Here is a 26223-nt window from a genome sequence, read left to right as displayed (position 1 = left end):
TGCTACCCTAAAAAATTATCTTTTGGCAATCAAGGTCGCACGCATCGGTGCAGGATAGCCTTCCATGGTTTTAGTCGAGTCATTAGGATCCAAGAAGTCTGCTAGCGAATGATAAGTCATCCATTCCGTTTTGCGCTGCTCTTCCGTCGATGTCACTGCCACATCAACGCAGCGCACATCTGAGAACCCAGCTTTTTCTAACCAACCAATTAATGCTGCGACTGAGGGTAAGAAATACACGTTATTCATTTGCGCATAACGGTCATGTGGCACCAGTACGGTATTGGCATCGCCTTCAACAACTAACGTCTCAAGCACTAACTCACCGCCTTTGACCAATTGTCCTCGGAGCTGCTGCAAATGCTCAAAAGGTGACTGACGATGATAAAGCACACCCATGCTAAATACGGTGTCAAATAACTGACTGTGCGCAGGTAGGGCTTCCAGCGGTACGGGGATATAATGCGTACGGTAGCGGCCCCTGTCCTTAGCATGAGCATCAGTATGAGCATCTGCCGCCCCAACGAAATGGCGAATCGCCATAAACTGATGATAAAACAAGCATGACGGATCAATGATAATGACCGTATCCGCCCCTGCCCCTGCCATACGCCAGCCGTGATAACCAGAGCCACCGCCCACATCTAACACTCGGCGACCTTTTAAACTACCTAAATGCGGCGCAACTCGTTGCCACTTCCAATCACTGTGCCACTCGGTATCAATCTTAATACCTGACTCATCATTACCAATTTGACCACCAATCTGAAAGGGCCCTTTACGCCACGGCATCAGCTGCTTTAACAGTGCCATTGTTTGTTTACGCTCAGACTCACTAAGACTCGCGTCAATCGTCAATGTATCACTGTTTAGATCAACATTATTGACGGTTAATGTTGGCAAACGAGCGACTGATGCTTGGTAAGCAGGCGCGTGCGCATAATTGGCTTTGTCTTTGATAGCATTTAGCCATGTTGGTAATTGCTTAAGCCACTCATAAGCGATCGGCTGCTGTTGCGCCAGCTCTAGCAAGGTTAAGTACAGTTCGCGTTCAGCATTGATGATAGTGTCGTTGAGCATAAAAGCAGGTTACCGTGTTGATTGTTATTTAAATAAATAAAATTAAAAGGGTTAAAAGAAGAAGATGAGTCTAGATATATAAGTTCTTTGAAAGTCGTGAACTACGCATGTCCTTGCAGAATTTCCGCTTCACTACGAAAGTCCTCATATTCAAAAACACCATCACTATTATCCTGACTTTTGAAAACAATTTTGCCTTCTTCTAACCAATGTAAGACATTTTTAGCATCCTCAATAATCTCGGGATAAAACTCATTTAAGATACCATCCATACTACTGTTTGATACCGATGTATCGATGTCTGTTAGGCGAACTCCATATACCATCCCTAGCCTATTGAGAAAATTATAACCATCGTAATAGAGGTGGTACATCATATAAATCACATCACAACACTTATCATCTCTATCAATAATTGAGTTTAAGTACCCTTTTATGCGATCAGCTTCAAATTTATAAAAATGGACGTATTGCGCAAAACTATCATAAAAACGGTAATAGAAATTATCTTCAGAACTATAATCAAATGAAATCAATTCAAGATACAAATCAGGGTTGCTAAACTCTAATACATCATCTTCATACAACCATTGCTCAAATGATTGTATGCTCATTTTTTGTGTTAATACTTGATGAATATTTTGTTCAGCTATAGATGGAATCATATTAGTGCCTTGTTAGCTCCCAAAATCAATCCTATTTAAACGCCACCACAGAAACAAAATTCAAAAACTGAAACCATGTCAGATGACGCTTAAAACCAACATCACTCAACCGTGCATGATGCTCATCCAAAGTATCAGTAATAAGGACATTTTCTAACGCATTGCGCTTGCCGCTGATTTCCATCTCGGTATAGCCGTTGGCACGTTTAAAGTCGTAATAACGCTCAACCAGCCATGCATCATACTGCTCGTCAAAGGCATGGGTTTTTTCAGTCAGTACCAATATGCCGCCTTCACTTAATGCTGCATAAATCTTCTCTAGCACCGCGACTCTATCGGCAGCTGGTAAAAACTGTAGCGTTAAATTCAAAATCACCATATCGCATGGCTCAAGCTCCACATCACGAATGTCAGCGGTAATCACTTCGATATCGTGCTCAGGATAGTTTTCACTTAGCAGCGTGGTCGCCTCTGTCGTCATCGCTGGTGAGATATCAATCGCCTTAATCTGCAAGTCTTGCGCCTCAAATTCGCCTGCTAGCGCCATTGTAGCCCCGCCAAGTGAGCAGCCCAAATCATAGATACGGCTGACGCGTTGTCCATTATTACCTTGCTGACGATACTTACAATGTCGACGGGCAAAGATAGGGAGCATCGCGAGCACTTGACCATAACCGGGCACACTGCGACGTATCATATCGGGAAAACAAGCCACTACCTGCTCATCAAATGAAAAGCGCGACGCTTTATCCAGCGGTGTGGTAAACGGTTTGTCAAATAGGGTGTCATGTTTGATGGTAGGCTTGGATTGGCTCATGGTGCGACTCGTTTTTGGATAATAGAACTTACATTAGGAAATATTTGGCGATTTTGCTCGTCATTATGAAGCGAGACAAAGCAACGTATAGGTCATTCAATTTAACAAAGGTACAAGGCAACCGAGTGCAGATATATATGAAATATTTCAAGCGAGGTTAACGCTGTAACTTGTTTATAGTGACTGTCCTATAGCAAAAATCCATTATAACATTACTGTTTGTTACTTATCGCGTTTGGCTCGCCTGCTAAGCTGAATAATTAGTGCTAAAGATAGTGAGGCGTTTAAAAGAAGTATTGAAAAATGAAAACATCACAACCAAATACAGCACTTAACTCATATCTATAATAATAGGAAAAATTATGCAAACCATTATATTAGGCGGTGGCTGCTTCTGGTGTACCGAATCTATATTTTTATCAGTGAAAGGCGTGCAATCTGTCGTATCAGGCTACATGGGCGGCGATGCCGTATCAGCCAATTACGAAGATGTCTGTAGCGGAACGACAGGGCACGTTGAAGTGATCAAAGTTGAGTTTGATGACACTATCGTACCGTTAGAAGTTATCTTAGATGCTTTCTTTGCGACTCATGATCCCACCACGATGGATCGTCAAGGCAATGATGTCGGTAGCCAGTACCGCAGTGTTGTGTTTTACACTGATGAAAATCAAAAACCAACTGTCGACCGTACCATTAATAAATTGCGTGATATGGGTGTCAGCGTGGTCACTGAAGTACATCCTGCCGTTGATTTCTACAAAGCTGAAGAAGCACATCAAGACTTCTTTAATAGAAACCCAGGACAAGGCTATTGCAACTTTGCAATCCCGCCAAAGCTTGCGAAACTACGTAAAGAATTCAGTCAGTACATGGTAAGCTAAATAGCGAATTACATCAGCATTTATGTGTTTAGAATAAATGCTTAGCGCCATATTTGATAAAAGCCAAACGCCTATATTGCAAGCGTTTGGCTTTTTAATGTTGTCAGTAGCATCCATTAAATCCCTATCGCAACAAGCGTAAAATAAAGGCTAACATCATGAATCCAGAATTTTGGCAAATACGCTGGCAGGAGAAACGCATTGGCTTTAATCAGTCTGTGGTGAATCCATTATTAGTGAAACACATGAGCTATTTAAACGTGCCAGCTGGTGGCTGCATCTTTGTACCTTTATGTGGCAAGTCGATAGATATGGTTTGGCTAGCAGCGCAAGGCTATGATGTGGTGGGTGTTGAATTAGTAGAAACAGCGGTACAGGAATTCTTCGCTGAACAAGATATCGTGCCCACCGTGCATGAGCATAAAACTAGCTCCACTCTCAAATATTATCAAGGTCAGTTGTCGGGACAAACCATTACTTTATGGGTCGCTGATATTTTTGCACTGACGCCTAAAGATATTGGCACCATCGATGCCGTATATGATAAAGCGGCATTGATTGCCCTGCCAGCCGATATGTGTGTGAAGTATAGCGAGCAAGTTCGGCAGCTTAGCGATACTGCTGGTAAAGCATGTGCACCGCAATTATTAATCACGCTCAATTATGATCAGAGTAAAAGAAACGGGCCACCCTTCTCAATTAACGATGAACAAATACAACAGTATTATAGCCAGCATTATCAAATTACCGAACTGACTGGCGAACCTACTTCTATAGGATCGACACCTGAGTTGACGGTGACAGAGCATGTCTGGCTGTTAAATAATAACTAAAATGCTAAGCACAGCGATTAAGCAGCTATTAAAAAATAACGGAGCGTTCTTATGAAAATTTTAGTCAGTATGATAAGTTTAATCGCATTCTTGCTGGTTGCACTACCAGCACCGCTTTATAGATTTGGGGTTGTAGAGTTAGGCACGGCCTTTGCAGGATTTAAATTTGGTCTGGTCGTTGGTATTGCGGCACTCGTACTCTTGGCGATTCAGATTATATTTAAACGCAAAACGGTCAGCCTTGCTAGCGCAGCAATAGCCGTTATATTTTCTGCGATTGCTATCGCTCTTCCACTTGGCATGATGACTACTGCCAAAAACGTACCACCGATTCATGATATTTCAACTGATTTAGTGAATCCACCTGAGTTTGTCGCGATTGCACCACTACGGGCAGATGCGCCCAATCCAGTAGAGTATGCAGGTGCAGAAGCGGCTGAACAACAACGCACGGCCTATCCTGATCTACAGACATTGACCTACTCTCAATCAAAGCCTGAATTGGTTGAAGCATCCAAACAAGCCGTTGAGAATTTAGGTTGGGAGCTTGTAAATACTGATGCAGATAAAGGCATCGTTGAAGCGACAGAGACGACTGCTTGGTTTGGCTTTAAAGATGATGTCATCATTCGTGTGACTGACAACGATAGCGAACGCTTGGTTGATATCCGCAGTAAATCACGAATTGGCAAAAGCGATTTGGGTAAAAATGCGGCACGTATCCATGCGTTGATTGAGGAGTTGGATAAGGTTTTGAATAAATAGTTGGATGTAAGTAGCTGTAAAAACAAGCGGTGCTTGCTACGTAAAAGCTAGCAAGCATCGGTTTAACATGAGAGTGTTATGACAACTTATTTACGATATACTCAAGTTCTCTATACTGCGGAAAATCTTTAACCAACTCTAAAAAACTATCTTTGAAAGTGCTACTTTCTTGCAGTTGATAGATATCATCACACACATCAAATAATGGTAGATATGTTTGTACTAACTTAATTAAATCTGTTCGGTGATTAATCAACTCATTATGGTTTAATTTTAGTATATCTATTGACTCATCAGCATCTTCTTTATGTTTCTCACCGAACAACTGAGCGGATAAAGGATTCATTTTAATGCTGTTATCACAATCAATATGCAGCGGATGAACTTTTATCTCCTTACTTTGCTTTGCGATGTTGCAATGCTTGTTCGAGACACAGCTCAATAACAAATTATCATAACTGAACTGTAGTTTTCGATGTTGATGCTTGTCTTGCAAATGTTCTACGCTCACGCTTTTAGTAGATATCTTTTTGCAACAGTAACAGCATAGTCCATGCTGCTCAGCATGAAGCTGTTCTCTTAAAACCTCTTTTTCATCGAAAGGTAAATCGTTCCAATTGAGCGTATTATGTTTCTTAATCCACTTAGCAGTTATGTCGGGCATAGTACCTGTTTTATTAATCTTTTGCATAACTGGCTAGCCCTCTTTTTTTGCTGCAAGTTGGGCTTGAGTGAGATGCAATCGACAGCGCAGCAGTTCTAAATTCTCTGGCATCTGTTTTTCTAATTTTACGATATAACTTTCTGCATCCTCAAATTTTTTCTGATAAATAAGTTCTGCAACTTTATCGAAGTCTTTTTGTGCTTTTGGATCTCTAATTGGCACATCAAATACTTTGGTTAAAACCGTATTGACGTCTTCACCATAAACATTTGGTACTTGAGTTAGCTCACCATCATCAAGAGCATAAACCAAAATATCAGGCCGATCACTGATAACATGTGGCGAATGAGTGGTTAAAATAAATTGCACATTGGGGAAAGTTTTGACAAATTTATCAATCAAGTCATGCTGCCACTTTGGATGAAGATGCAAATCCACTTCATCAATCATAACCACGCCTTCACCTTCTAGCGGATTATCAAGGCTAGGATTGAGCAAAGCTAAACGGCGCGCAATATCTCCAACTAAAGCTAATAAAGACTTTTCGCCTTGAGAGAGTTGTTTAACGTCTAATTCCTCTCCATCTTTTTCAACAATCATAGTGGGTATGCCTTGACGACGTATACGAGGATTGGTTAAGTCCGTAAACTCTTCAATTGCTATTCTCACTACTGTTAACTGTTTATCACTGAATAATCGACATGAAAGAACTTCCTCAAAATTTGTCTCAAAATTTCGTATAGCTTCACGTAGTTTCTGCACCTCTTTACTCGAAAACTCTTCTATCTTACCTTTTTCAATATAGGTTTCCTTTAAAGACCTCATGAAAATGTCAGCAACATCTTCCTCTCTATCCTTTACCTTAGCTTTAGAAGAAGCGAAACTTTCATTCTCTATATCTTCACGCTCTCGAAACCATGAAAAGAAAGTTTCAAAACTGACCGAACTTTTTAATGCATCTTCATAAGCTGTTAATTGATTTGTAGTCGAGTCTTTATTGATATCCATGGGTGTTGAGATTACGCCCCTATTTACTGGATAGTAAGCTACTATAGGTAAACTTATATCTTTGCTTTTCTGAAAATGTTTTGAATATACTTTAATCAGTTCATCAAAACCAGTTCTTTGTACACCATACGATGCAGGTACTAGAATCTCTTTTCTAGTTGAGTTTGTATTTAAAATCTCCATTCCTATACTTTCATCATAGAAAGACAACTCTAATTCTGAATAATCCTTATTATTCAGAATCTGGTATTGTTCAATATATTGACCTTCGTCGGATTCTAGGAAACCATGCTCCTCAAATTTTATAACTGATATCTCTTTGTCATAATTAGATAATCCGTTCACAAACCAACTCAAACTCGTCGCCAGTGCTTGCAAAACTTGCGACTTGCCAGCGCCATTATTGCCCACGATCACAGTGACATTACCCGCCTTTTCAGAAGTTGGTGCAAAGTCTATGTTTAAATTTTCAAAGCGACCATAGTTTTGTAGTTGCAAGCGCTTGACTTTCATTGTTTACCTTATTTTTATAGGTAGTAAGTATTTTATCAATTTCTGTGGTAATGCTTACCAGTCAGTATAGCAACTTAAAACGCAGCTGAGGAACGGTATTGTTTTAAGAAAAAGCCTCAACTTATCTAAAACCCTCTTCTAATCTTGCGCCACCGTCAATTTATAGTAACCATTCACAATCTTAGTCCTTCGATACCTTTTCTTTACTGTTTAGATTGGTTACTCTAGGTGAATACTGCTTTTATCCACTTTGTTTTACTTTTCAATGACCGTTTCGATGTTTATAGGATATTTTCATGCGTTTGACTTCACTTTCTAATTTATCGCTACTTAGTATTGCTGTCGGGCTAAGTTTTGTGAGCACCGCCCAAGCTGCCAGACCAGAGGCTCCGAACTTATCTAATGCCGAATTCCAACAATGTCTAGATGGACTAAAAAACTCTAGCAAATTTCGTGGCGTCGACAGTTTCACCTTTAATAACTACCGACCTACCCAGCCTGATCCTAGCGTGATTCAATCACTCAATTATCAGCCAGAGTTTCAAAAAGACGTATGGGATTATCTATCAGTGTTAGTGGACAAAGAGCGCGTAGAAGACGGTGTCCGTGCCAAACGCCAATGGAGTGATACACTACGTCAAATAGAGTCCCGTTATGGTGTAAAAGCTGAGCATGTACTGGGTGTGTGGGGCGTTGAGTCTAATTTTGGTCAGACGTTAGGTACAAAGCCACTGTTTGAATCCTTGGCGACCTTGTCTTGCTTTGATCGTCGCCAAAGTTATTTTCAAGGTGAATATGCCAATGCCTTAAAAATCGTCCAAAATGGTGATATCGCGCCAAGTGATATGACTGGTTCTTGGGCAGGTGCTTTTGGGCAGACACAGTTTATGCCAAGCACTTTCTTAGAGTTGGCCGTTGATTTTGATGGTGATGGACGCCGTGACTTAGTTAACAATGTTCCTGATGCACTAGCCTCCACTGCCAACTTTTTGAGTAAGCGCGGCTATCGCTCAGGCGAGCCTTGGGGCTATGAAGTCAAACTGCCGAGTGGCTTTTGGGCTGCGTCTGACCGTAAAAACAAAAAGTCCATTAGTCACTGGCGTGGTCAAGGTCTAACACTTGCTAATGGTGGCTCTTTACCGTCTGATTTGAGCAGCGCAGGATTATTATTACCTGCTGGTATTGAAGGCCCTGCATTTTTAGTTGGTAAAAACTTCGATACGTTTTATTCATATAATGCATCAGAGAACTATGCATTGGCCATCGCCCATTTATCAGATCTCATCACCCGCGAAGACAGTAGCAAAACCGACTTTGTTACGGCTTGGCCGACAAACGATCCTGGTATCAGCCGCCAGCAATCTAAAGAGATTCAACAAGCCCTATTAAATGCTGGTTACGATATTGGTGGTGTTGATGGTATCATTGGTGATAATACTCGTACTGCTATCCAGCAATACCAATCTAGTAAAGGTATATTTCCAGCAGATGGCCGTGCAGGACAGAAATTCTATCGCGCAATCGTTGGTAATGCAGCGCCAAATCAAACTCAATATGGCCAACCTACGAATAGCCGACCTTTAAACCCTGCCCCTGCTGATCGTATGGGACAACTGATTCAACAGCAAACGACCACGCCTAACAGCACTTATTCGGCGCAACCAGCTGCTCAATCATCGACGTCTGGCAATACACGCTATCGCCGCGTTACTAGTGCCGATGGTACTATTCAGCTCGTCCGTGTTGACGAAGGTTCGTAGGATTAAATAATCTGATCTTTAGCCCATAAAAAAGCCACGCTATGATTAGCGTGGCTTTTTTTGGTTTTTCAGAAAGTCATATAATTTTTTGAAAGCTAGAATAAAAGCCTAAACGATAGGTGGTGGATTTGGCTTACCGTTGTCACCATCCCAGTTTTCACGCGCTTTGTCATCTAAATCAGCAGGGGTTTTTGGTTCCCACTTGCCATTCTCTTTCCAAGTTGCATCGCCCCAATCTTCGTCTTGTTCCTTTCTATCCAAATCTTTATAAGCTTGGCTAGGATCGATACCACGGCGTTTCATATCTGCTACTTGCTCTTCTAATGTATGAAACTGTTCGGAATCATGCATCGTTTTTTCTAAACCATCTAATTCATTTCTTAGTTCGTCACGTTTATCGTTACTCATTATATACTCTCCTTAATGGGTCAATATCATTGTACGTTCTATACATTTTTAATTTTAATATAAGCGATGTGTTCATCATAAACATCTAACCAGTCTTATTATCACCAGTCTTGAACGGATTCACAACCATTAGCTCGTATGCTTTGTATTACAAAACGTATTCATAGAATCATATATACTACTGACAATATCTATCACGATAGATATTTTAAAATTCAGGAGATGTGAAAAGTACTAATAATAATTTCTACTAAAAAGGTATATTTATCATTGCGACTGAGAATCCGAGTTTTTCCACAGATTCTTTGCATAAAAGGTCAATTTCCAAAGCTCTTGTGAAGCTCGAGTACCGTACGTGGTCAGCTGTATCCAGTTTGCACCAACCAGTTGGCGCTGCAATTTATTTAAATCATCTTGAGAAATTTGGCAGCGCGAGACAGCATGAACATTGGGCATATCTTGTTTGACGTCTTGTTCGGCCTTTGATGCTATGAGGCGATTCATGGTGTTTTGCAGGCCATAGCTAGAAAAAGTCGATGGAATCTTCATCAATGAAACCAGTATCTCATCCCATGTCAATTCAAGCGGTCTGGTCACATCTGTTAAATTACCGCCCTCATAAGCTTGAGCGCTATACTGAACCTCTATCGCTTCTGTCAATACAATTGGTTGGCTCACGCTATCCGCCGCAAAGGCTTCATCGACAGGACTGTCTTTCTTATCAGTTTTATTGGTAGATAGTATATCTGCAAATCTTTCAGCCACGGATTGGTTGCTGAACTTGATGGTTTCCTCATTAGCCCTTACCCAACCACCAGTCACCTTATGATCAACCATGATATTGTCGTAAGCTTTTGCGATCAGTTTTTCGATATCAGCTTCTGTATCATAATAATATAATTGATTGTCTTGCCTAGTCACCAACTTAATGAACTCTTGTAGTTGACGGCTAATGAGCGCATCTTGAGAATGATTTTTGACTAACACAAATAAGGGTTTACTTTTGGCTTTAGCATTCAAATAGCTCAAATGCATTTGACTGACGCCTGTTCTTTGTACCGTACCGTAGCTGTCTCCAATGATCATCGCCACATAATCGCAGGAATCGATACATTGTCGACCATATAAAGAGGCTGTCGGTAATTGGCTCGACACATCATAGGTCAAAAATGCAAACGGCTGAAAAAATATCGCTAAGCTGTCTAAGACCAACAACTGGTCATTATCAGCGCATATGATATGAATATGGTAGCGACGGTTTGGCACAATCACCTCTAAAATCAGGTCATGATATAAAAGAATATGATATAAAATAGAGCACAAATAATTTGTTTTGCACAGCCTAGCACAGTCTTATAAAAATTGGGCTCAATTTATTTTAACGATATAAGTATGATTATGGACCTTATATAAGCAGTATCAGTCGCCCTTACTTAGCATAATATTGTAATACGACTTCGCTGCCAAGCAACCGCGTAATCAAAACATCCAGTTTGTCATCATATTTGGTCGCATAAAAAACCAATGGCGACCGCAGATTAATATCTGAGCCACCAATGGCAGCTAGACCATTTGACTGACTCTCAATTGATGCCGACAGCTGGTTTATGACCAATAGTTGTTTGACGCGCTCGGCGATTGCTTGTCCAGAGTCAACCACCTGCATCGATAACTGCTGCTGAACAATCTCATCTAATAAAAATGCTTTAAAAAACGGATAATGCGTACAACCTAGCACCAACTGGTCAATACCATCATTTGCAAACACTTGTAGCTGCTGGCGCAAATTTAGCGCCGTTTCGCTTTCCTCTGGCATCCCAGCCTCTACCCAAGGTACCAATTGCGGATCAAAGTACTTGGTAACTATCGTACGATTAGGTTTTGCGACGTTGTCGATAACGTCATTCAACAACGTACCATTCAAAGTCGCCTTGGTCGCCAATACTGCAACACGGCCACTTTTACTCGCGAGCACTGCGGGCTTCAAGGCAGGGACTAAACCGACGATAAGTAGCTTTGGATAATAACGCCGTGCTGTCTCAAGTGCATAAGCTGAGGCACTGTTGCACGCAATGACGATAAGCTTACAGCCTTGCTGATACAACCACTCTACTGCCGTCAACGTTAGTGCTTCGATGTCTGCACTGTCACGATTACCATAAGGCACATTCAGCGTATCAGCATAATAAACATAACGCTCAGTAGGTAATTGCTTCGCTAAATGTAGATAGACAGACAGTCCCCCGAGACCAGAATCAAACAGTCCAATTGGCGCGTTTCGACTTCTATTATGCACAGTGGTATTAATGCCAGTTTTAATAATAGTAGCATTAGATATACATTCAGAGCCGTTACTATTAAGGCCATCTGAGCGTACTTTGATTGTATTAGGGGTATTACTTGCGGCAATATCCATGATTACGTTACTGCCATTTTTATACACATATCGTCATCTTTATACTACTTATTCAATCACGGATTGACTTAAATATAGCCATTCCACTATATAAAGTATTACTGTGTTAATCTCGCTTGAAGTATTAAATATACATCTACACTCAGTTGCCTTGTACTACTTTTAAATTGAATCGACTATATCATACCGCTATCAGTGTTTTAGTTGATAAAAATCATCCTATCTATTAAGTGTAGCGTAATTTACCCATATTGTTAATCAGCTGGCATCGATAATTGATATGAGTTGCCGCCACTTTGTAAGGTTAATATTACTTTACCATCTTGCTCTTTCAGTTCACCAATTTCTGTCAAATGATAAAAAGTGTTGCGACCGATCAGCGCTGTCAAACCATTCCTAACGAGCATATAAGGACGTATTTGCGTTTCGGATGTTTTTCCCTGATAACTTTCAGCCTCTACCTCTACATCAGCCATTGTATGGTCGATTATATTATTACCTTTAATATTATACGCCTTTAATATGATTTGATGCTCATCATCTAAACGTACCACATCGCCTGTTGTGGTCGTAAACTCTAACCAACTTTTATTGCCCTCATTGACGATACCGACATCGTTAATCAGAAGTGGCGCATCTTCCACTTGAATGCGGATTTTTTGCACAGGTGTCTTCAAAAAGTACTCAGTAATGCCCTCATTTTCTTCTTTCCACAATATAGTCGCAAACAAGCTGACTAATGACTCTCTAGTCATTTTCCCACCCTCATGCCACCACTCACCATTTGCCTTTATGACCAGATCCATATCAGCCACATTATCAGGATGCCAGTTCTCTAGTGGTGGTATCGCACGACCCTTACGTGACCCTGCAGTAGACTTTAAATACAGGCTAAGCGCATCCATGTTATTTAGGTCGCGCGACGCGTCATCAGGGACTTCAGCACCATTTTTACGATTACTAGCAGCACTATTATTATCATTATTCATTGTATAATCCTTTACCTAGTATTCAAAGTTTGGCAAATCTGTTATTACTATAAATTTTAGTTTCGGGTATGATGAGACCATGTCATCATAAACCACTCATTAACTCGATATTACCTTAACACCTATACTCATAAATGCGTATCGTGTTTATAGGACTTTTCTTTTATAATGAGTAACGATTTTTTATTTTTATTAAAACGATCAAGTGGCTATTGTGTTAATGACACATTTTACGTTATGTGTTGATATCTTTAAATAAATTGATCTCAATAGCAGCGTGATCAATTGATGCCGCAAAGACAGTTTTTATCGGGCAGCCATATGTCTGAGTAACGTTAGCGCCGCAACTCTATTATTCAATTGTTAAGCTAATGATGCCCTGAGATAAGCCACTAAAAGTTTAGGAGTAGGTATGCAAGAGCCAAACAATCAAGAAGCAATCATCGACGGTAATACTGTGAACACTGATAAGCCAGAAACAGCAAATCTGAACAAAGCAGCGCCAGAAGTTGCGACTCAAGAAGTTGCGACTCAAGAAGTTGCGACTCAAGAAGTTGCGACTCAAGAAGTTGCGACTCAAGAAGTTGCGACTCAAGAAGTTGCAGTTGAAGAAGTTGCAGTTGAAGAAGTTGCAGTTGAAGAAGTCGCGGTGGAAGAGCAACTTGCTGAAGAAGTTATTATCGAAAAAGCACCAGAGCCAGTCGTAGAACCTGTGGCGGCAGAGCCTGAAATCGAACGTGAATCAATGGAGTTCGATGTCATCATCGTCGGCGGCGGACCTGCTGGGCTTTCTGCTGCTATTCGTCTACGTCAACTTGCTATTGCAGCTGGTAATGATGAATTCATGGTTTGTGTGGTCGAAAAAGGCTCTGAATTTGGTGCTCATACCTTATCTGGCGCGGTCATCGAACCACGTGCGTTGAACGAGTTAATTCCAGATTGGAAAGAAAAAGGCGCACCGCTTAACGTGCCAGCGACCGAAGATCGCTTCTACTATCTAAACTCAGCCACACGCTCTACTAAAGTGCCTGATTCTCTGATTCCAGGGCCGATGCACAATGACGGCAACTATATTGTCTCCTTGGGTAATGTGGTTCGTTGGTTGGCCGTACAAGCAGAAGAGCTAGAAGTTATGATGTTCCCAGGCTTCCCTGCCGATGACATCTTATATAATGACGATGGCTCTGTACGCGGTGTCTTAACGGGTGATATGGGCGTGGCTGCTAATGGCGAAGCCAAGCCAAGCTTTGAGCCTGGTTACGAGTTGCTTGCCAAATATACTATCTTTGCTGAAGGTAGCCGCGGTCACCTAGGCAAACGCTTGATCAGCCGCTTTGATCTTGATAAAGACTCAGATCCTCAGCATTACGGTCTTGGCTTAAAAGAGCTGTGGGACGTTGTGCCTGAAAAACATGAGCAAGGCGTAGTGATGCACGGTCTGGGCTGGCCACTAACCGAAACGGGTTCTACTGGTGGCTGGTGGTTGTACTTTGATGAAAACAACCAAGTCAGCTTTGGTCTCGTCGCTGACTTGTCTTATCACAACCCATATATGTCGCCATTTGATGAGATGCAGCGTTTGAAAACGCATCCTGTCATCAAAAACGTATTAGAAGGCGGTAAACGCATCTCTTACGGCGCACGTGCATTGACCAAAGGCGGTCTAAACTCACTACCGAAATTCACCTTCCCAGGTGGTGTTTTGGTCGGTGATGATGCTGGCTTCCTGAACCCTGCCAAAATCAAAGGGACTCATACCTCGATGAAATCAGGTATGCTCGCAGCCGAAGCTATCTTTGAAGCCTTACAAGCTGACCGTCAGCATGACGAAGTCGTTGCTTATACAACAATGTACAAAGAGTCATGGCTGTATCAAGACAACTATGAATCACGTAACTTCTCGCCTGCGATACATCGCATGGGTCTGTTTATGGGTGGTGCTTTCACCTTTATTGAGCACAATCTATTAAAGGGTAAAATGCCATTTACCTTACATGACAATCTACATGACTATGATCAGCTTGAACGTGCTGCTCATGCTTATCAGCCAACTTATCTCAAGCCTGATGGCAAGCTGGTCTTTGATAAATTGTCGTCAGTGTTTATCTCTAATACCAACCATGCTGAAGATCAGCCAACGCACTTGAAACTGACCGATCCAACGGTTCCTGTCTCAATTAACTTACCTTTATATGCAGAGCCTGCGCGTTTATATTGCCCAGCTGGTGTTTATGAAGTGGTTAAAAATGCTGAAGGTGCTAAGTTTGTTATCAATGCACAAAACTGTGTACATTGCAAAACGTGCGATATCAAAGATCCTTCGCAAAACATCACTTGGGTAACGCCAGAAGGTGGCGGTGGCCCTAACTATCCAAATATGTAATCTATGATTGAGGCAATCATTGATCCCATAGCGTAATAGCAGCTCAATAAAAAACCGCCCTTTCTATATACAGAAAGGGCGGTTTTTTGTACTTACAGACTTCATTTAATCATCAAAATTAATCTGTCCATGCATCACGATTGGCTTCATCTTTCAGCTTCACGAAATCATCAGGGTTAAACTTGATTTGATCTCCTGTTTTGCCCTCTTTTATTTGACGTTCATAATCACGTAAAATTCTAAGCGCCACTGGAGATAGCATGACAATAGCCACCAAGTTGACCAATGCCATCAGACCCATTGATAAATCGGCGAAATTCCAAATAGCAGGTAAGCTAGCAACGGCACCAATGAATACCATGCCCAATACCATGAAGCGGAATACCATGATCATTACCTTGGCGTTTTTGGCACCAGAGATAAACTCAAGATTCGACTCACCATAGCTATAGTTGGCGATAATAGAAGTGAACGAAAAGAAGAAAATAGCGATGGCAACGAACACCACACCTAAGTCACCCACATACTGTGATAACGCTAACTGTGTCAGCTGAATACCTTCTTGCTCAACATTCGGATCGACCACACCAGACAATATAATAATCGACGCTGTTGCTGTACAAATAATGAGCGTATCCATAAATACACCCAGCATTTGCATGAAGCCTTGCACTGCAGGATGATCAGGATGGCTTTTTGCAGTTGCTGCAGCATTAGGCGCTGAACCCATACCTGCTTCGTTAGAGAATAAGCCACGTTTGATACCATTAATCATTGCCTGAGCAATACCATAACCAATCACACCACCTGCTGCTTGCTCAAAACCAAATGCTGATTTTACAATCAAAGCAATCGCTGCTGGGAACTGGCTGAAGTTGGTAACGATAATATATAAGGCCAACAATACATATAAAATAGCCATAACTGGTACGATTTTACCCGCGATACGAGCAACCGAACGCAAGCCACCGAATACCACTGGCGCTACTAAGACTACGAGTATCAAGCCTGTCATCCATGTTGGAATACCGAAGGCTTCATGCGTTGCCTGTGCAATGGTATTTGACTGTACGCCGTTGAACGCCAAACCAAAAGCCACCAGCAAACATAATGAGAAAAATATGGCCAACCAGCGTTTACCCAGACCTTTTTCAATATAGTAAGCCGGTCCACCACGATAGACATTGTCGTTGTGCGGTACTTTATATGCTTGAGCGAGCGTTGACTCAATGAAGCTCGTCGACATACCGACAATTGCAGTCATCCACATCCAAAACACAGCACCTGGACCACCAAGATAAATGGCAATGGCTACCCCTGCCAAGTTACCTGTGCCGACGCGCGCTGCTAATGATGTCATTAATGCTTCAAATGAGCTAATACCGCCATCTTTACGCCCTTGATTGGAAACGCGTAATAGCTTCCACATATGGCCAAAATGACGAAACTGAATAAAGCGTGTAATAATGGTAAAGTAAAGACCTGCGCCAATAAGTACGAACACTAACAATCCATACCAAGGGTTACTGGCAATCAACCAATCATTGTTACCCCAAATAATGCTGACACCATAATTTACGATGCTATTAAACCAACCTGCTATTCCGTCATTCATACGGACTCCTCATTAACGATTAACACTTTATAGACTTTCTCTAAGAGTTGTATCTGTATCATATTTTGACCAATGCAGGACACTAAAGCATCTTGCTCAAAACATTCGATACCAAAATATCATGTGCATGATATAGACATTGAGTGATTAACGATTATCACATTTAGTTATTAATTCTGATAATATATTTATTAAATAAATGTTACTTACACTTGATATACTATAGAATGTATTGAGTAACAATTTAGCAGTATTTATTAAACTATTGTTGTATCATCCCTACGATTTTAACTATTGAGAGGATATATACCAATATTAGATGCTATATAGATATCTTAAATGCACACTCAATTATTGCCATTACTTCTATTTAGTACAGGCAAAATGCATTTTAGACATTCATGTTGATGTAATATTCACTGATCGACATGAATTTTTGGAACATTAAAAATGTTCAGGCCCTTGTCAGGAAGACAAGATTGCAAAAAAGACAGTGGATTGTCCTACTCTCTCTCTTCCTCGATAAGCCCTATTATTCCTATACAACATTTTTAATAAAAGTGACCGATGCAATACTGAAGCATTCATTTATCACTTTTGGCAATCAGCTTTCAGTAAAAATATGCTGTTACGTATTGCGTTTCCCACTGTTTGGCACAGTACGTATCTATTTTTTATGACCATTTGAGTAATAAAAAATAGCCAAAACCTTTCTCATGTTGTTGGTACTTTTTTAGTAACACTATTAAATAATTTTGGACTTGCAGTCTATCAAGCAAATTGTTGCCATAGATATAATATCGCGGTAATCGATAAATGTGAAACCATCACGATTTAGTAAAACTAGACCAACAATAACATTTTAGGTAAGACAAAAGGAGTTGTCCTATGGAGAACCACAGCGATTCATCTGGATATTGGAAAGCCAATATTCGTCTCATTCAAGGTTGCCTTGTCGTTTGGGTACTATGCTCGTACGGCTTTGGTATTTTGTTTCGTCCATTGTTAGCTGGTATCAAAATCGGTGGTACTGATCTGGGCTTTTGGTTTGCTCAGCAAGGATCTATTGGTATTTTTATCATCCTAATTTTCTTTTACGCTTGGCGTATGAATAAGTTAGATAAACAATATGGCGTAGACGAGGAATAGCCCCATGAGTCAATTTGTAATTAATCTTATTTTTGTGGGTCTATCTTTCGCACTGTACTTCGGTATCGCGATTTGGGCTCGTGCTGGTTCAACCAGTGAATTTTATGTTGCTGGCGGTGGTGTCCATCCGGTCGTTAACGGTATGGCAACCGCTGCTGACTGGATGAGTGCGGCGTCATTTATCTCAATGGCAGGTCTGATTGCTGCTGGTGGTTATGGCGCTTCTACCTATTTGATGGGTTGGACAGGCGGTTACGTTCTACTAGCGATGCTTTTAGCGCCTTACTTGCGTAAATTTGGTAAATTCACGGTTCCTGACTTTATCGGCGATCGTTTTTACTCAAAAACGGCTGCTATGATTGCTGTGGTCTGTTTGATTACTGCATCGACCACTTACGTTATCGGTCAGATGACCGGTGCTGGTGTTGCATTCTCGCGCTTCTTAGAAGTTGAGAGTAGTACTGGTCTTGTTATCGCTGCTATTGTTGTCTTCTTTTATGCTGTACTTGGTGGTATGAAAGGGATTACCTATACGCAGGTTGCACAGTATGTGGTTCTGATGATTGCCTATACTATTCCTGCCGTCTTTATTTCACTTGAGTTGACAGGTAACCCGATTCCAGGTTTAGGTTTGTTCTCAAACCATGTCGAATCAGGTGTCCCTATTTTGACCAAGCTGAATCAAGTCGTTACCGACTTAGGTTTTTCTTCGTATACTGCTGACGTACCTAACAAGCTCAATATGGTACTGTTTACCTTGACGCTTATGATCGGTACAGCAGGTCTACCACACGTTATCATTCGCTTTTTCACTGTACCTAAAGTCGCTGATGCTCGTTGGACTGCTGGTTGGACGTTAGTATTTATCTCACTATTGTACTTCACTGCTCCAGCAGTAGGTGCTATGGCGCGCTTAAACTTAGTAGATACTATCTATCCACAAGGTGTTGAAAACCAACCTATTCTTAATGACGATCGTCCTGATTGGATGAAAACTTGGGAAGAGACAGGTCTTATCAAGTATAACGATCTAAATAATGATGGTCGTATCCAGTTATATAGCGACAGTGGACTTGGTGCCGCTCAGATCGCCCTTAATACTGCTCAAGCTGATGGTGGCGATGTTGCTGCAGCAACTGCAGCAGTAGAAACCGCTCGTATTGCACATGATGCAGAGCTTGATGGTCGTTTTGCTGACGCTGGATGGGCAGGTAACGAGCTTGATGTTAACGCTGATATCTTAGTTCTAGCGAATCCAGAGATTGCACAGCTTCCACCATGGGTTATTGGTCTTATCGCTGCAGGTGGTTTGGCAGCAGCACTATCAACAGCTGCAGGTCTACTGCTCGCAATTTCATCAGCCATCAGTCATGACTTGATTAAAGGTAACTTAAACCCAAATATTACTGATGCACAAGAGTTGAAGTATGCTCGTATCACTATGGGTGTGGCAATTGTAGTAGCGACTTACTTAGGTATGAACCCACCAGGGTTTGCCGCACAGGTTGTAGCACTGGCCTTTGGTATTGCTGCCTCTTCATTGTTCCCTGTATTGATGATGGGTATTTTCTCTAAACGCATCAACAATCTTGGTGCTATTGCAGGTATGTTGACTGGTTTGATAGTTGTTCTTGTCTATATCTTTATGTTCAAAGGTTGGTTCTTCATCAGCGGTACTGCTAACTTCCCTGATACTGAAGAGTACTGGTTATTTGGTATCTCACCATTATCATTTGGTGCAGTTGGTGCATTGCTTAACTTCATCGTAGCATTCGCTGTATCTTATGCTACTGCGCCACCACCAGCACATATCCAAGAGTTGGTTGAGAGCGTACGTTCTCCACGTGGCGCTGGCGGTGCAGTCGACCACTAAGCTCACAACTGAGGATATATCTTCTGTTACTATATATCACTCACAGGCAGTAATTGCTTGTGGGTGATTTTTTTATTCTATAGCTATAATAACTAGATTTTTAATTTATCCAATAGGTTCAATTAAACACATCTAACGCATTAAGGAATATTTTATGCTTTTTGAGTTTATCGCTACCATCGCTGCCGCATTTGGTATGGCTGGAATAGCACTTATCATAACTCACCTCAGCAAACTGGCAGGCAAACGCGCTCCTAAATGGCTGATTCCCTTATTTGCTGCTATTGGTATGTTTGCATTTCAAATAAATCAGGAGTACAGCTGGTATGGTCAACAAGTTGAAAAGCTACCAGAAGGCGTAGAAGTCGTCAAAACAGCAGAAAGCACGGAGTGGTTCCGTCCATGGTCTTACGCTAAGCCGCACATATTACGGTTTATCGCTGCAGATATTGGAAACGCTAGTGTACAAGTAGATAATCCAGATATACATTTATTCAATTTGTATTTATTTGAAAGACGAAGAAGTATAGAGAAAGTTCCTCAAGTTATCGATTGCAGTATTCCTGCACGTGCAGACTATGTTATACCTGAGAAAGGCAATACATTATCAATTGATGAGCATGTAAGACAAACGACTGCATGGCGAGATTTAGCCACAGATGATCCATTATTTATCAGCATTTGCACTGATAAACAAAGCTAACGAATTAAAAGAGAATTAAGACAGTAAATCCATTAGAAGTACATTTTTCAAAAAGACATATGATGATAAGGCGGTATTTTAGATGAATAAAAAATCTAAATTACCGCCTTATTTACTTTGCTTTTCATTGACGAGGCGTTGGCGCATAAGTATGCTTAGAGTTAGCACCTAGCAGCAGCCCCGCACATAAACCACCGAAATGTGCGGCAAAAGAGATACCTTCTTGCGGCATCAAGCCCTCTTTGATAGTGAGCCAATACCCTGCTCCCATAACGATACAAGCCAATAGATAACCCCAGCGTCGTGCAAATACAGCCCCTCCTATCATGTAACCGAGCATCGCAAAGCATAACCCCGAAGCTCCAATATGGATGGAAGATGGCGAACCGATAACCCAAGTGACTAACCCAGAAGCCACTATCAATTTAAGTATGGTTCGATAGGCGTTTTTTTCAAACAAGCCGAATAAAAATAAAATTTGTAATAACGTTACCGTGTTGCCAAGTAAATGTGAATAACTACCATGCATCGTCCATGAAGCAAAAACGCCTATCATGCTGCCCACATCTAGGGCACGTGGCACAATACCAAAAATATTCCACAGTCCAAATAATGCCACTTCATTCAGAAAAAACATTCCCCACATGGGTATTAGTACAAAAGCATATAAACCAAAAACTTGCTTGATTCGGGCTACGAACAAGGTAAATAATTGCCGCCAGTTCATATTATTTTTTATCCTTTGGGTTAATTGACTCAACCATTTCTTACGGATTTATAGCAAATAGTGGGTGCTCTACTGGTTTAAATGACAATAATGCAGCATCTTTATCAGCCGTTAAGTAACTATCACCATGTAATAGTGATGTCGAGTGGTAAGGAACCAAAGCAGTAGGAATGAAGCTGCGTGCCGCATCGATATGCTTGATTGAATCATCAAAAAAGATATGCGGTGCAAACGTTCTCAGGACTGCAGTCTTCTCCAATCCTCCTAAGAAGAACGCCATATCAACGTTTACGCCCCACTCTCGCAGCGTCTTGATAGCACGCAGGTCAGCTGGGGCATTACGAGCGGTGACTAAAGCAATCTTTATCGGAGACAGCTTCAGACCAGCTGGCAGACGCTCTTGCAGGCTCGATAGCTTGATTAACAGCTCAGCATAAGGCCCTTTTTCAATTGGCAAGTCACGCATCTGTGCTTCACGATCATGAAAAGCACGCAGACCTTTTTGTTTATAGAGCAACTCTCCTGAATCATCAAACAGCACTGCATCGCCATCAAAGGCAATACGTAATTGCTCAGTATCTAATTCATAAGTATTAACAGGGGTCGCATCCAGTATCGCACAAGCACAAATATTGGCATCGGCAACTTGCTGTGCATCCTCACGATTGGTGGTCAGAAATAAATCGACATTGAAATCTTTTATGTAAGGCGCAACAGGGCTACCTGAAATAAATGCTGAGCGTGAAATATTAATACCATCTGCAAGAATTGCATTGAGTACCTGAATGCCAGTGTCTGGACTGCTTTTTGAGACAATGACCACTTCTACTAAAGGAGCATCGGTCTCTATATCTTGCATTTTATTATTATTACAAGAATGATTAAGATTCAGCAATGCTTTGATTAGTGGATATCCAGCGCCAATATCTAAAGGATCATTTTCACGCTCGGTCATGTAGTCACGAAACTCTTTGATAGCGCTTATCGGGCGCTGCTCTAATAACTCTAATAAATAATTTTCTGATTCCGTTAAATCAAAAAGCGCAGTTGCAGAAATCGCAACTATAAGCGTGTTACTAAAATCAATTGCCATTATTTTCTCTACTTATCAAACTATTTATTCAGAAGTGCCATCCAGTTTACTACATTCACAAGCTCTTAGAATAATAAGAAAAATTATCTACCTATAGTCTAAAAGTATGACAGCGTTAACCTCGCTTGAAGTATCACCTATATATCCACACTCATTTGCCTTGTACTACTTTCAAACTGAATCGACTATATAATCTACGCTAATAAAAAATTCACCTTCGAGCACTCAAAATGACCACTTATAAAGTGTCTCATAGTGTGACTTTATGGAGGATAAGTTAATAATAGAACAATGACGCCAACTTTTTCTTTCGCCATAAAAAAGCCATATTGCTATGAAAACAATATGGCCTTACCAATGAAATCTGTTAATGAACTATGGTTTTTAAGTATGCTTTTACCAGTATAGCTTACGTTAGCAGCACCAAAGATATCGCTGGGAAGGCGACCAAAATAACCAGTCGTATCAAATCAGAGACAATGAATGGTGCGACTCCTCGAAACATATCAGATAGCTTAATATGTGGTGCCATTGCCTTAATCACAAAGATATTCATCCCCATCGGGGGCGTAATCAGTCCAAGCTCTACTGTCAATACAGCGATGATGCCAAACCACACTGGATCAAACCCTAACGCCACAATGATTGGATATACCACTGGAATAGTGATTACTAACATTGCTAAAGCATCCATGAACAACCCTAAGAGGAAGTACATGATTAAGATGCAGATCAATACAATCATTGGACTGACATCTAACGTACCAATCCAAGTTGCTAGTGTATAGGACAAGCGTGAGACGGAAATAAAGTAACCCAAGGCTTCTGCACCCAGTAGCATAAAAAATACCACTGCTGACAATGCAAGCGTCTCAATTAAGGACTGCTTTAAACCATCTAAACGCATACCTTTGACAAAAGCATAAGCCCAAGAGACAAATGCCCCGACGGCTGCTCCTTCTGTTGGGGTAAATAACCCAAAGAAAATACCAGCGATAATCACAATAAAAATAAAGCTAAATGGTATGAGTCCCGTTAGCGAGAGCAACTTGGCTTTCAACGAAGTAGGCTCGCCGCGACGCGCTAAATGCGGCTTCCAGCGTACCATAACCATGACAGTGATTGAGTACATCACCATCCCTAACATACCAGGTAAAAAGCCAGCAATAAACATATCACCGACAGACTGCTGAGTTAAGATCGCATAGACCAGTAACGCAATGCTGGGTGGAATCATGATACCTAATGTGCCACCCGCTGCTAAAATACCACAAGCAAAACCAGGTTGATAACCGTACTTTTCCATTTGTGGCAACGCAACCTTGGTCATGGTAGACGCGGTCGCCAATGATGACCCTGAGATTGAAGCAAAGATACCGGACGAGCCGATACCAGCAATACCCAGACTCCCCCTCACTCCACCAAATATTGTGCGAGTTGCATCAAACAACTTTCCTGCCATACCCGAATGAGAAGCAAAGACACCCATAAGTATGAATAAGGGAATAGCGCTAAAATCATATTTTGCTAAAACATCAACAGGTAAATCCTTAAGCATCTGCACGGCACCAATCGGTGCTGTCACTGCACCGAAGCCAACCAAACCAACACCTAACATAGCAAGCGCAACAGGAACGCGCAGCATGACCATCGCAATCATGCACAACAAACCAATGGCACCAATAATTTCTGGACTCATGCCCCTGTCTCCTCAGCGTCAAAGAACTCGCCTGTTTTAAAGATATTAATGGATTCGATTAATGATCGAATGGCAAGTAGTATGCTTAAAAAGGCACTGATAGCATAAATGGGCATCATAGATATTCGAAGGTCTTGAGTGACTTTTCCATACTCTATCGCATCAAAAGCGCTCTCATAAAGTCCCCATGTGAACACAATACCGATGATGAAGAAACCCATCATAAAAGTGCCCATCATGTAGCCTTTAACAGCTTTTGACATTTTTTGAGTGAAGACATCGACAATGATTTGTGAGCGTTCCACAAAAGCGGCAAAGGCGGCAAGCAACGCAAATAGCATGAAATACGACACAATTTCCACGCTACCCTTGACTGTAAATCCAAACTCCCCACCAGTGAGCTTGAAAATATAACGAGCTGTCACATCTAACATAGTTACAAGAACAAGAATAATAAGACTAACGCCACCGATGAACTGGCATAGCCTAGAAATAAAGGTGCTGATTTTTACTAAAAATGCCATGTGATACCTCCAATGAATTAAACCTTACAGGCTGCACTGGCGGCTTTTGCTTTTTCGTAGACACCATCAGCATCTAGACCCAAAGCTTTGACATCACTTAGATATTTTTGCGTTCCTTTTTCGAGCGGGCCTTTCCAGTCTGGATCATTTAGTGGATCAGGAATTTCGATGATTTCATCACCTTTGTCTTTAGCAGCTTGAATGGCCATCTGATCATGCTTATCGAATACTTCACCAACTTTACTAGCAAGCGCCATTCCTGAGTTTTCATCCAAGACTTTCTTCAAATCATCAGGCAAAGTGTCGTACTTGTCCTTATTCATAGTCACCATCAGCGCCGAACTATAAAAAGGAATATTGGTATGATATTTGGTAATCTCGTCAATCTTAAATGCCGTTACCGCTTCCCAAGGAAAACTCAACCCATCGACAACTCCACGCTGTAACGAGGTATACATATCGTTCGCAGGTAAACCTACTGGTGAAGCACCAGCGCTTTCAATGATGTCACCTGCCACCGCAGAAGGACGGCGGATACGCATACCCTTCATGTCTGCAGGCGTTCGAATCAACTTGTCTGTTGTATGAAGCGCACCAGGCCCTCCACCGTACATAAACAATAGATGCGTATCTTCGTACTCACTAGCAAGCGTACCATCGTCATAAAGAGTCTGTAGCATACAGCCCATTTGACTTGCTGAATTGGACAAACCAGGGAGCTCAGTAATTTGAGTCAATGGAAAACGACCGTTAGTATAGCCGTGCGCTTGTGAACCGATATCTATCGTGCCTTTTGCTGCAGATTCGTAGGTAACATCCGCTTTGGCAAGACCTGCGGAAGGATATAACTCTATTTTTAGACGACCATCAGAATCTGCCTCTATTTTTTTAGCCCAAGGTTCAAAGACCTCTGTGCTAATAGATGAGGTGGCTGGCCAAAAATGTGAGAAGCGTAGTACAGTAGTCTCTTGAGAGGTGGCTGATGAGCCATCATTTGTGTCAGCAGATTGGTTAGAACAGCCTAAAAGACTGGCAGCCGCTAAGGCACCAATTGAAATAAGAGGAGCTAATTTCATTATCAATTCCTTTTGATAATTATAAGAGTAGGAGTAAAGCTTATATTTATTACTTTAGATTAAAAAAATAACGAGTTATCCACAAAGTTAAAACGTCATTTATATAAATCTGTAATAAATACACTATTTAAAATTAACAGCTAAAATGATATAAGTCAAATCATTTTAGTAGATTCGCACCAGTAATATATTCACTAACAATACATATACCTATCTGAGTTAAAAACCCTAAAAATAGAACGTATCTCCATGATAAAAATGAAATAAACTGTATCAAGGAGGGAAGAATAGTACAAATAATATGGAGATACTCATCAGATATTTAATAAAATTTAGCAGTTTTGACTATACTCAAATGGATGTTTATTGAGGTATGAATAAGGTCAGTCTCTAAATTAAAGATTAGCCCCAACACCCGTAGCTATTGCAAACTATAGGCAAAAGAAAACCCCCTCTGACATAAGTCAAAGGGGGTTTATCTAGAATAGAGAGCTGACGATGACCTACTCTCACATGGACGAATCCACACTACCATTGGCGCAACGATGTTTCACTTCTGAGTTCGGGAAGGGATCAGGT

The 26223-nt window shown here is 41.2% G+C and carries 23 protein-coding genes and 1 rRNA gene; 8 read left to right on the top strand and 16 right to left on the bottom strand.

Features of this window, described 5'->3' with window-relative positions; genetic code table 11:
- Positions 1–15 precede the first annotated feature (15 nt).
- From cmoB to cmoA, 3 genes are all read right to left on the bottom strand, one after another.
- Positions 16–1080 (bottom strand): tRNA 5-methoxyuridine(34)/uridine 5-oxyacetic acid(34) synthase CmoB, encoded by a 1065-nt coding sequence (gene cmoB, locus ACZW67_RS07525; protein WP_465182762.1) that lies wholly within the window; start codon positions 1078–1080, stop codon positions 16–18.
- Positions 1081–1181: 101 nt separating this feature from the next.
- Positions 1182–1745, bottom strand: coding sequence for a hypothetical protein (locus tag ACZW67_RS07520; RefSeq protein WP_465182761.1), 564 nt, complete (start codon positions 1743–1745; stop codon positions 1182–1184).
- Positions 1746–1776: 31 nt separating this feature from the next.
- Complete coding sequence (gene cmoA, locus ACZW67_RS07515; protein WP_465182760.1) at positions 1777–2562, bottom strand: carboxy-S-adenosyl-L-methionine synthase CmoA; 786 nt, start codon at positions 2560–2562, stop codon at positions 1777–1779.
- Positions 2563–2924: 362 nt separating this feature from the next.
- On the opposite strand from cmoA, the gene msrA reads away from it, so the two are divergent.
- From msrA to ACZW67_RS07500, 3 genes are all read left to right on the top strand, one after another.
- Positions 2925–3446, top strand: a complete 522-nt coding sequence (msrA, locus tag ACZW67_RS07510; protein WP_197218482.1) for a peptide-methionine (S)-S-oxide reductase MsrA — start codon at positions 2925–2927, stop codon at positions 3444–3446.
- A gap of 158 nt (positions 3447–3604) precedes the next feature.
- A complete protein-coding gene (gene tmpT / locus ACZW67_RS07505) occupies positions 3605–4279 on the top strand; it encodes a thiopurine S-methyltransferase (protein ID WP_465182759.1) in 675 nt (224 codons plus the stop codon).
- A gap of 51 nt (positions 4280–4330) precedes the next feature.
- Positions 4331–5044: a DUF1499 domain-containing protein gene (locus ACZW67_RS07500; RefSeq protein WP_465182758.1), complete on the top strand. Its 714-nt coding sequence runs from the start codon at positions 4331–4333 to the stop codon at positions 5042–5044.
- A 76-nt stretch (positions 5045–5120) separates the two neighbouring features.
- Here ACZW67_RS07500 and ACZW67_RS07495 read toward each other — a convergent pair whose 3' ends face one another.
- Both ACZW67_RS07495 and ACZW67_RS07490 read right to left on the bottom strand, forming a co-directional pair.
- The gene (locus tag ACZW67_RS07495) at positions 5121–5735 is read right to left on the bottom strand and encodes a retron system putative HNH endonuclease (protein ID WP_465182757.1); all 615 of its coding nucleotides are present in this window, start codon (positions 5733–5735) and stop codon (positions 5121–5123) included.
- A 6-nt stretch (positions 5736–5741) separates the two neighbouring features.
- The gene (locus ACZW67_RS07490; protein WP_465182756.1) at positions 5742–7229 is read right to left on the bottom strand and encodes an AAA family ATPase; all 1488 of its coding nucleotides are present in this window, start codon (positions 7227–7229) and stop codon (positions 5742–5744) included.
- Between the two features lie 296 nt (positions 7230–7525).
- Here ACZW67_RS07490 and ACZW67_RS07485 point away from each other — a divergent pair, with 296 nt between their 5' ends.
- Entirely contained in the window at positions 7526–8989 is a 1464-nt protein-coding gene (locus ACZW67_RS07485; RefSeq protein ID WP_465182755.1) for a lytic murein transglycosylase, read from the top strand.
- Positions 8990–9097: 108 nt separating this feature from the next.
- On the opposite strand, the gene ACZW67_RS07480 is transcribed toward ACZW67_RS07485, so the two are convergent.
- The 4 genes from ACZW67_RS07480 to ACZW67_RS07465 all read right to left on the bottom strand — a co-directional run bounded on the left by ACZW67_RS07480 (position 9098) and on the right by ACZW67_RS07465 (position 12802).
- Complete coding sequence (locus ACZW67_RS07480; protein ID WP_201593041.1) at positions 9098–9397, bottom strand: hypothetical protein; 300 nt, start codon at positions 9395–9397, stop codon at positions 9098–9100.
- A 267-nt stretch (positions 9398–9664) separates the two neighbouring features.
- The gene (locus ACZW67_RS07475; RefSeq protein WP_465182754.1) at positions 9665–10663 is read right to left on the bottom strand and encodes a DUF4062 domain-containing protein; all 999 of its coding nucleotides are present in this window, start codon (positions 10661–10663) and stop codon (positions 9665–9667) included.
- A 163-nt stretch (positions 10664–10826) separates the two neighbouring features.
- Positions 10827–11813, bottom strand: coding sequence for a glutamate racemase (murI, locus tag ACZW67_RS07470; RefSeq protein WP_465182753.1), 987 nt, complete (start codon positions 11811–11813; stop codon positions 10827–10829).
- 254 nt (positions 11814–12067) lie between these two features.
- Entirely contained in the window at positions 12068–12802 is a 735-nt protein-coding gene (locus ACZW67_RS07465; protein WP_197218471.1) for a DUF1285 domain-containing protein, read from the bottom strand.
- Positions 12803–13547: 745 nt separating this feature from the next.
- Between ACZW67_RS07465 and ACZW67_RS07460 the strand changes: the two genes are divergently transcribed.
- Positions 13548–15185, top strand: coding sequence for an electron transfer flavoprotein-ubiquinone oxidoreductase (locus ACZW67_RS07460; protein WP_110924209.1), 1638 nt, complete (start codon positions 13548–13550; stop codon positions 15183–15185).
- A gap of 118 nt (positions 15186–15303) precedes the next feature.
- Here ACZW67_RS07460 and ACZW67_RS07455 read toward each other — a convergent pair whose 3' ends face one another.
- Positions 15304–16800, bottom strand: a complete 1497-nt coding sequence (locus tag ACZW67_RS07455; RefSeq protein WP_197102555.1) for an alanine/glycine:cation symporter family protein — start codon at positions 16798–16800, stop codon at positions 15304–15306.
- 888 nt (positions 16801–17688) lie between these two features.
- On the opposite strand from ACZW67_RS07455, the gene ACZW67_RS07450 reads away from it, so the two are divergent.
- The 3 genes from ACZW67_RS07450 (at position 17689) to ACZW67_RS07440 (ending at position 20525) form a co-directional block, all read left to right on the top strand.
- Entirely contained in the window at positions 17689–17949 is a 261-nt protein-coding gene (locus ACZW67_RS07450) for a DUF4212 domain-containing protein (RefSeq protein ID WP_110924137.1), read from the top strand.
- A gap of 4 nt (positions 17950–17953) precedes the next feature.
- A complete protein-coding gene (locus ACZW67_RS07445) occupies positions 17954–19822 on the top strand; it encodes a sodium:solute symporter family protein (RefSeq protein WP_110924136.1) in 1869 nt (622 codons plus the stop codon).
- A 154-nt stretch (positions 19823–19976) separates the two neighbouring features.
- Entirely contained in the window at positions 19977–20525 is a 549-nt protein-coding gene (locus ACZW67_RS07440; RefSeq protein ID WP_465182752.1) for a hypothetical protein, read from the top strand.
- 124 nt (positions 20526–20649) lie between these two features.
- On the opposite strand, the gene ACZW67_RS07435 is transcribed toward ACZW67_RS07440, so the two are convergent.
- The 6 genes from ACZW67_RS07435 to rrf all read right to left on the bottom strand — a co-directional run.
- Positions 20650–21252 (bottom strand): rhomboid family intramembrane serine protease, encoded by a 603-nt coding sequence (locus ACZW67_RS07435; RefSeq protein ID WP_465182751.1) that lies wholly within the window; start codon positions 21250–21252, stop codon positions 20650–20652.
- A gap of 40 nt (positions 21253–21292) precedes the next feature.
- Positions 21293–22345, bottom strand: a complete 1053-nt coding sequence (locus ACZW67_RS07430; RefSeq protein ID WP_465182750.1) for a 5'-nucleotidase — start codon at positions 22343–22345, stop codon at positions 21293–21295.
- A 409-nt stretch (positions 22346–22754) separates the two neighbouring features.
- Positions 22755–24044 carry a TRAP transporter large permease gene (locus ACZW67_RS07425; protein WP_110924132.1) on the bottom strand — a complete coding sequence of 430 codons (1290 nt, stop codon included), beginning with the start codon at positions 24042–24044 and terminating at the stop codon, positions 22755–22757.
- Positions 24041–24568, bottom strand: coding sequence for a TRAP transporter small permease (locus tag ACZW67_RS07420; protein ID WP_110924131.1), 528 nt, complete (start codon positions 24566–24568; stop codon positions 24041–24043). Before ACZW67_RS07420 ends, ACZW67_RS07425 begins: the two co-directional genes overlap by 4 nt.
- Before the next feature lie 17 nt (positions 24569–24585).
- Positions 24586–25644, bottom strand: a complete 1059-nt coding sequence (locus ACZW67_RS07415) for a TRAP transporter substrate-binding protein (RefSeq protein WP_465182749.1) — start codon at positions 25642–25644, stop codon at positions 24586–24588.
- A gap of 490 nt (positions 25645–26134) precedes the next feature.
- Positions 26135–26223 (bottom strand): 5S ribosomal RNA (rrf, locus tag ACZW67_RS07410); the annotation flags it as partial.

The organism is Psychrobacter sp. TPE 89C (assembly GCF_055522395.1).
This window is presented reverse-complemented; position numbering and strand designations above follow the sequence as displayed.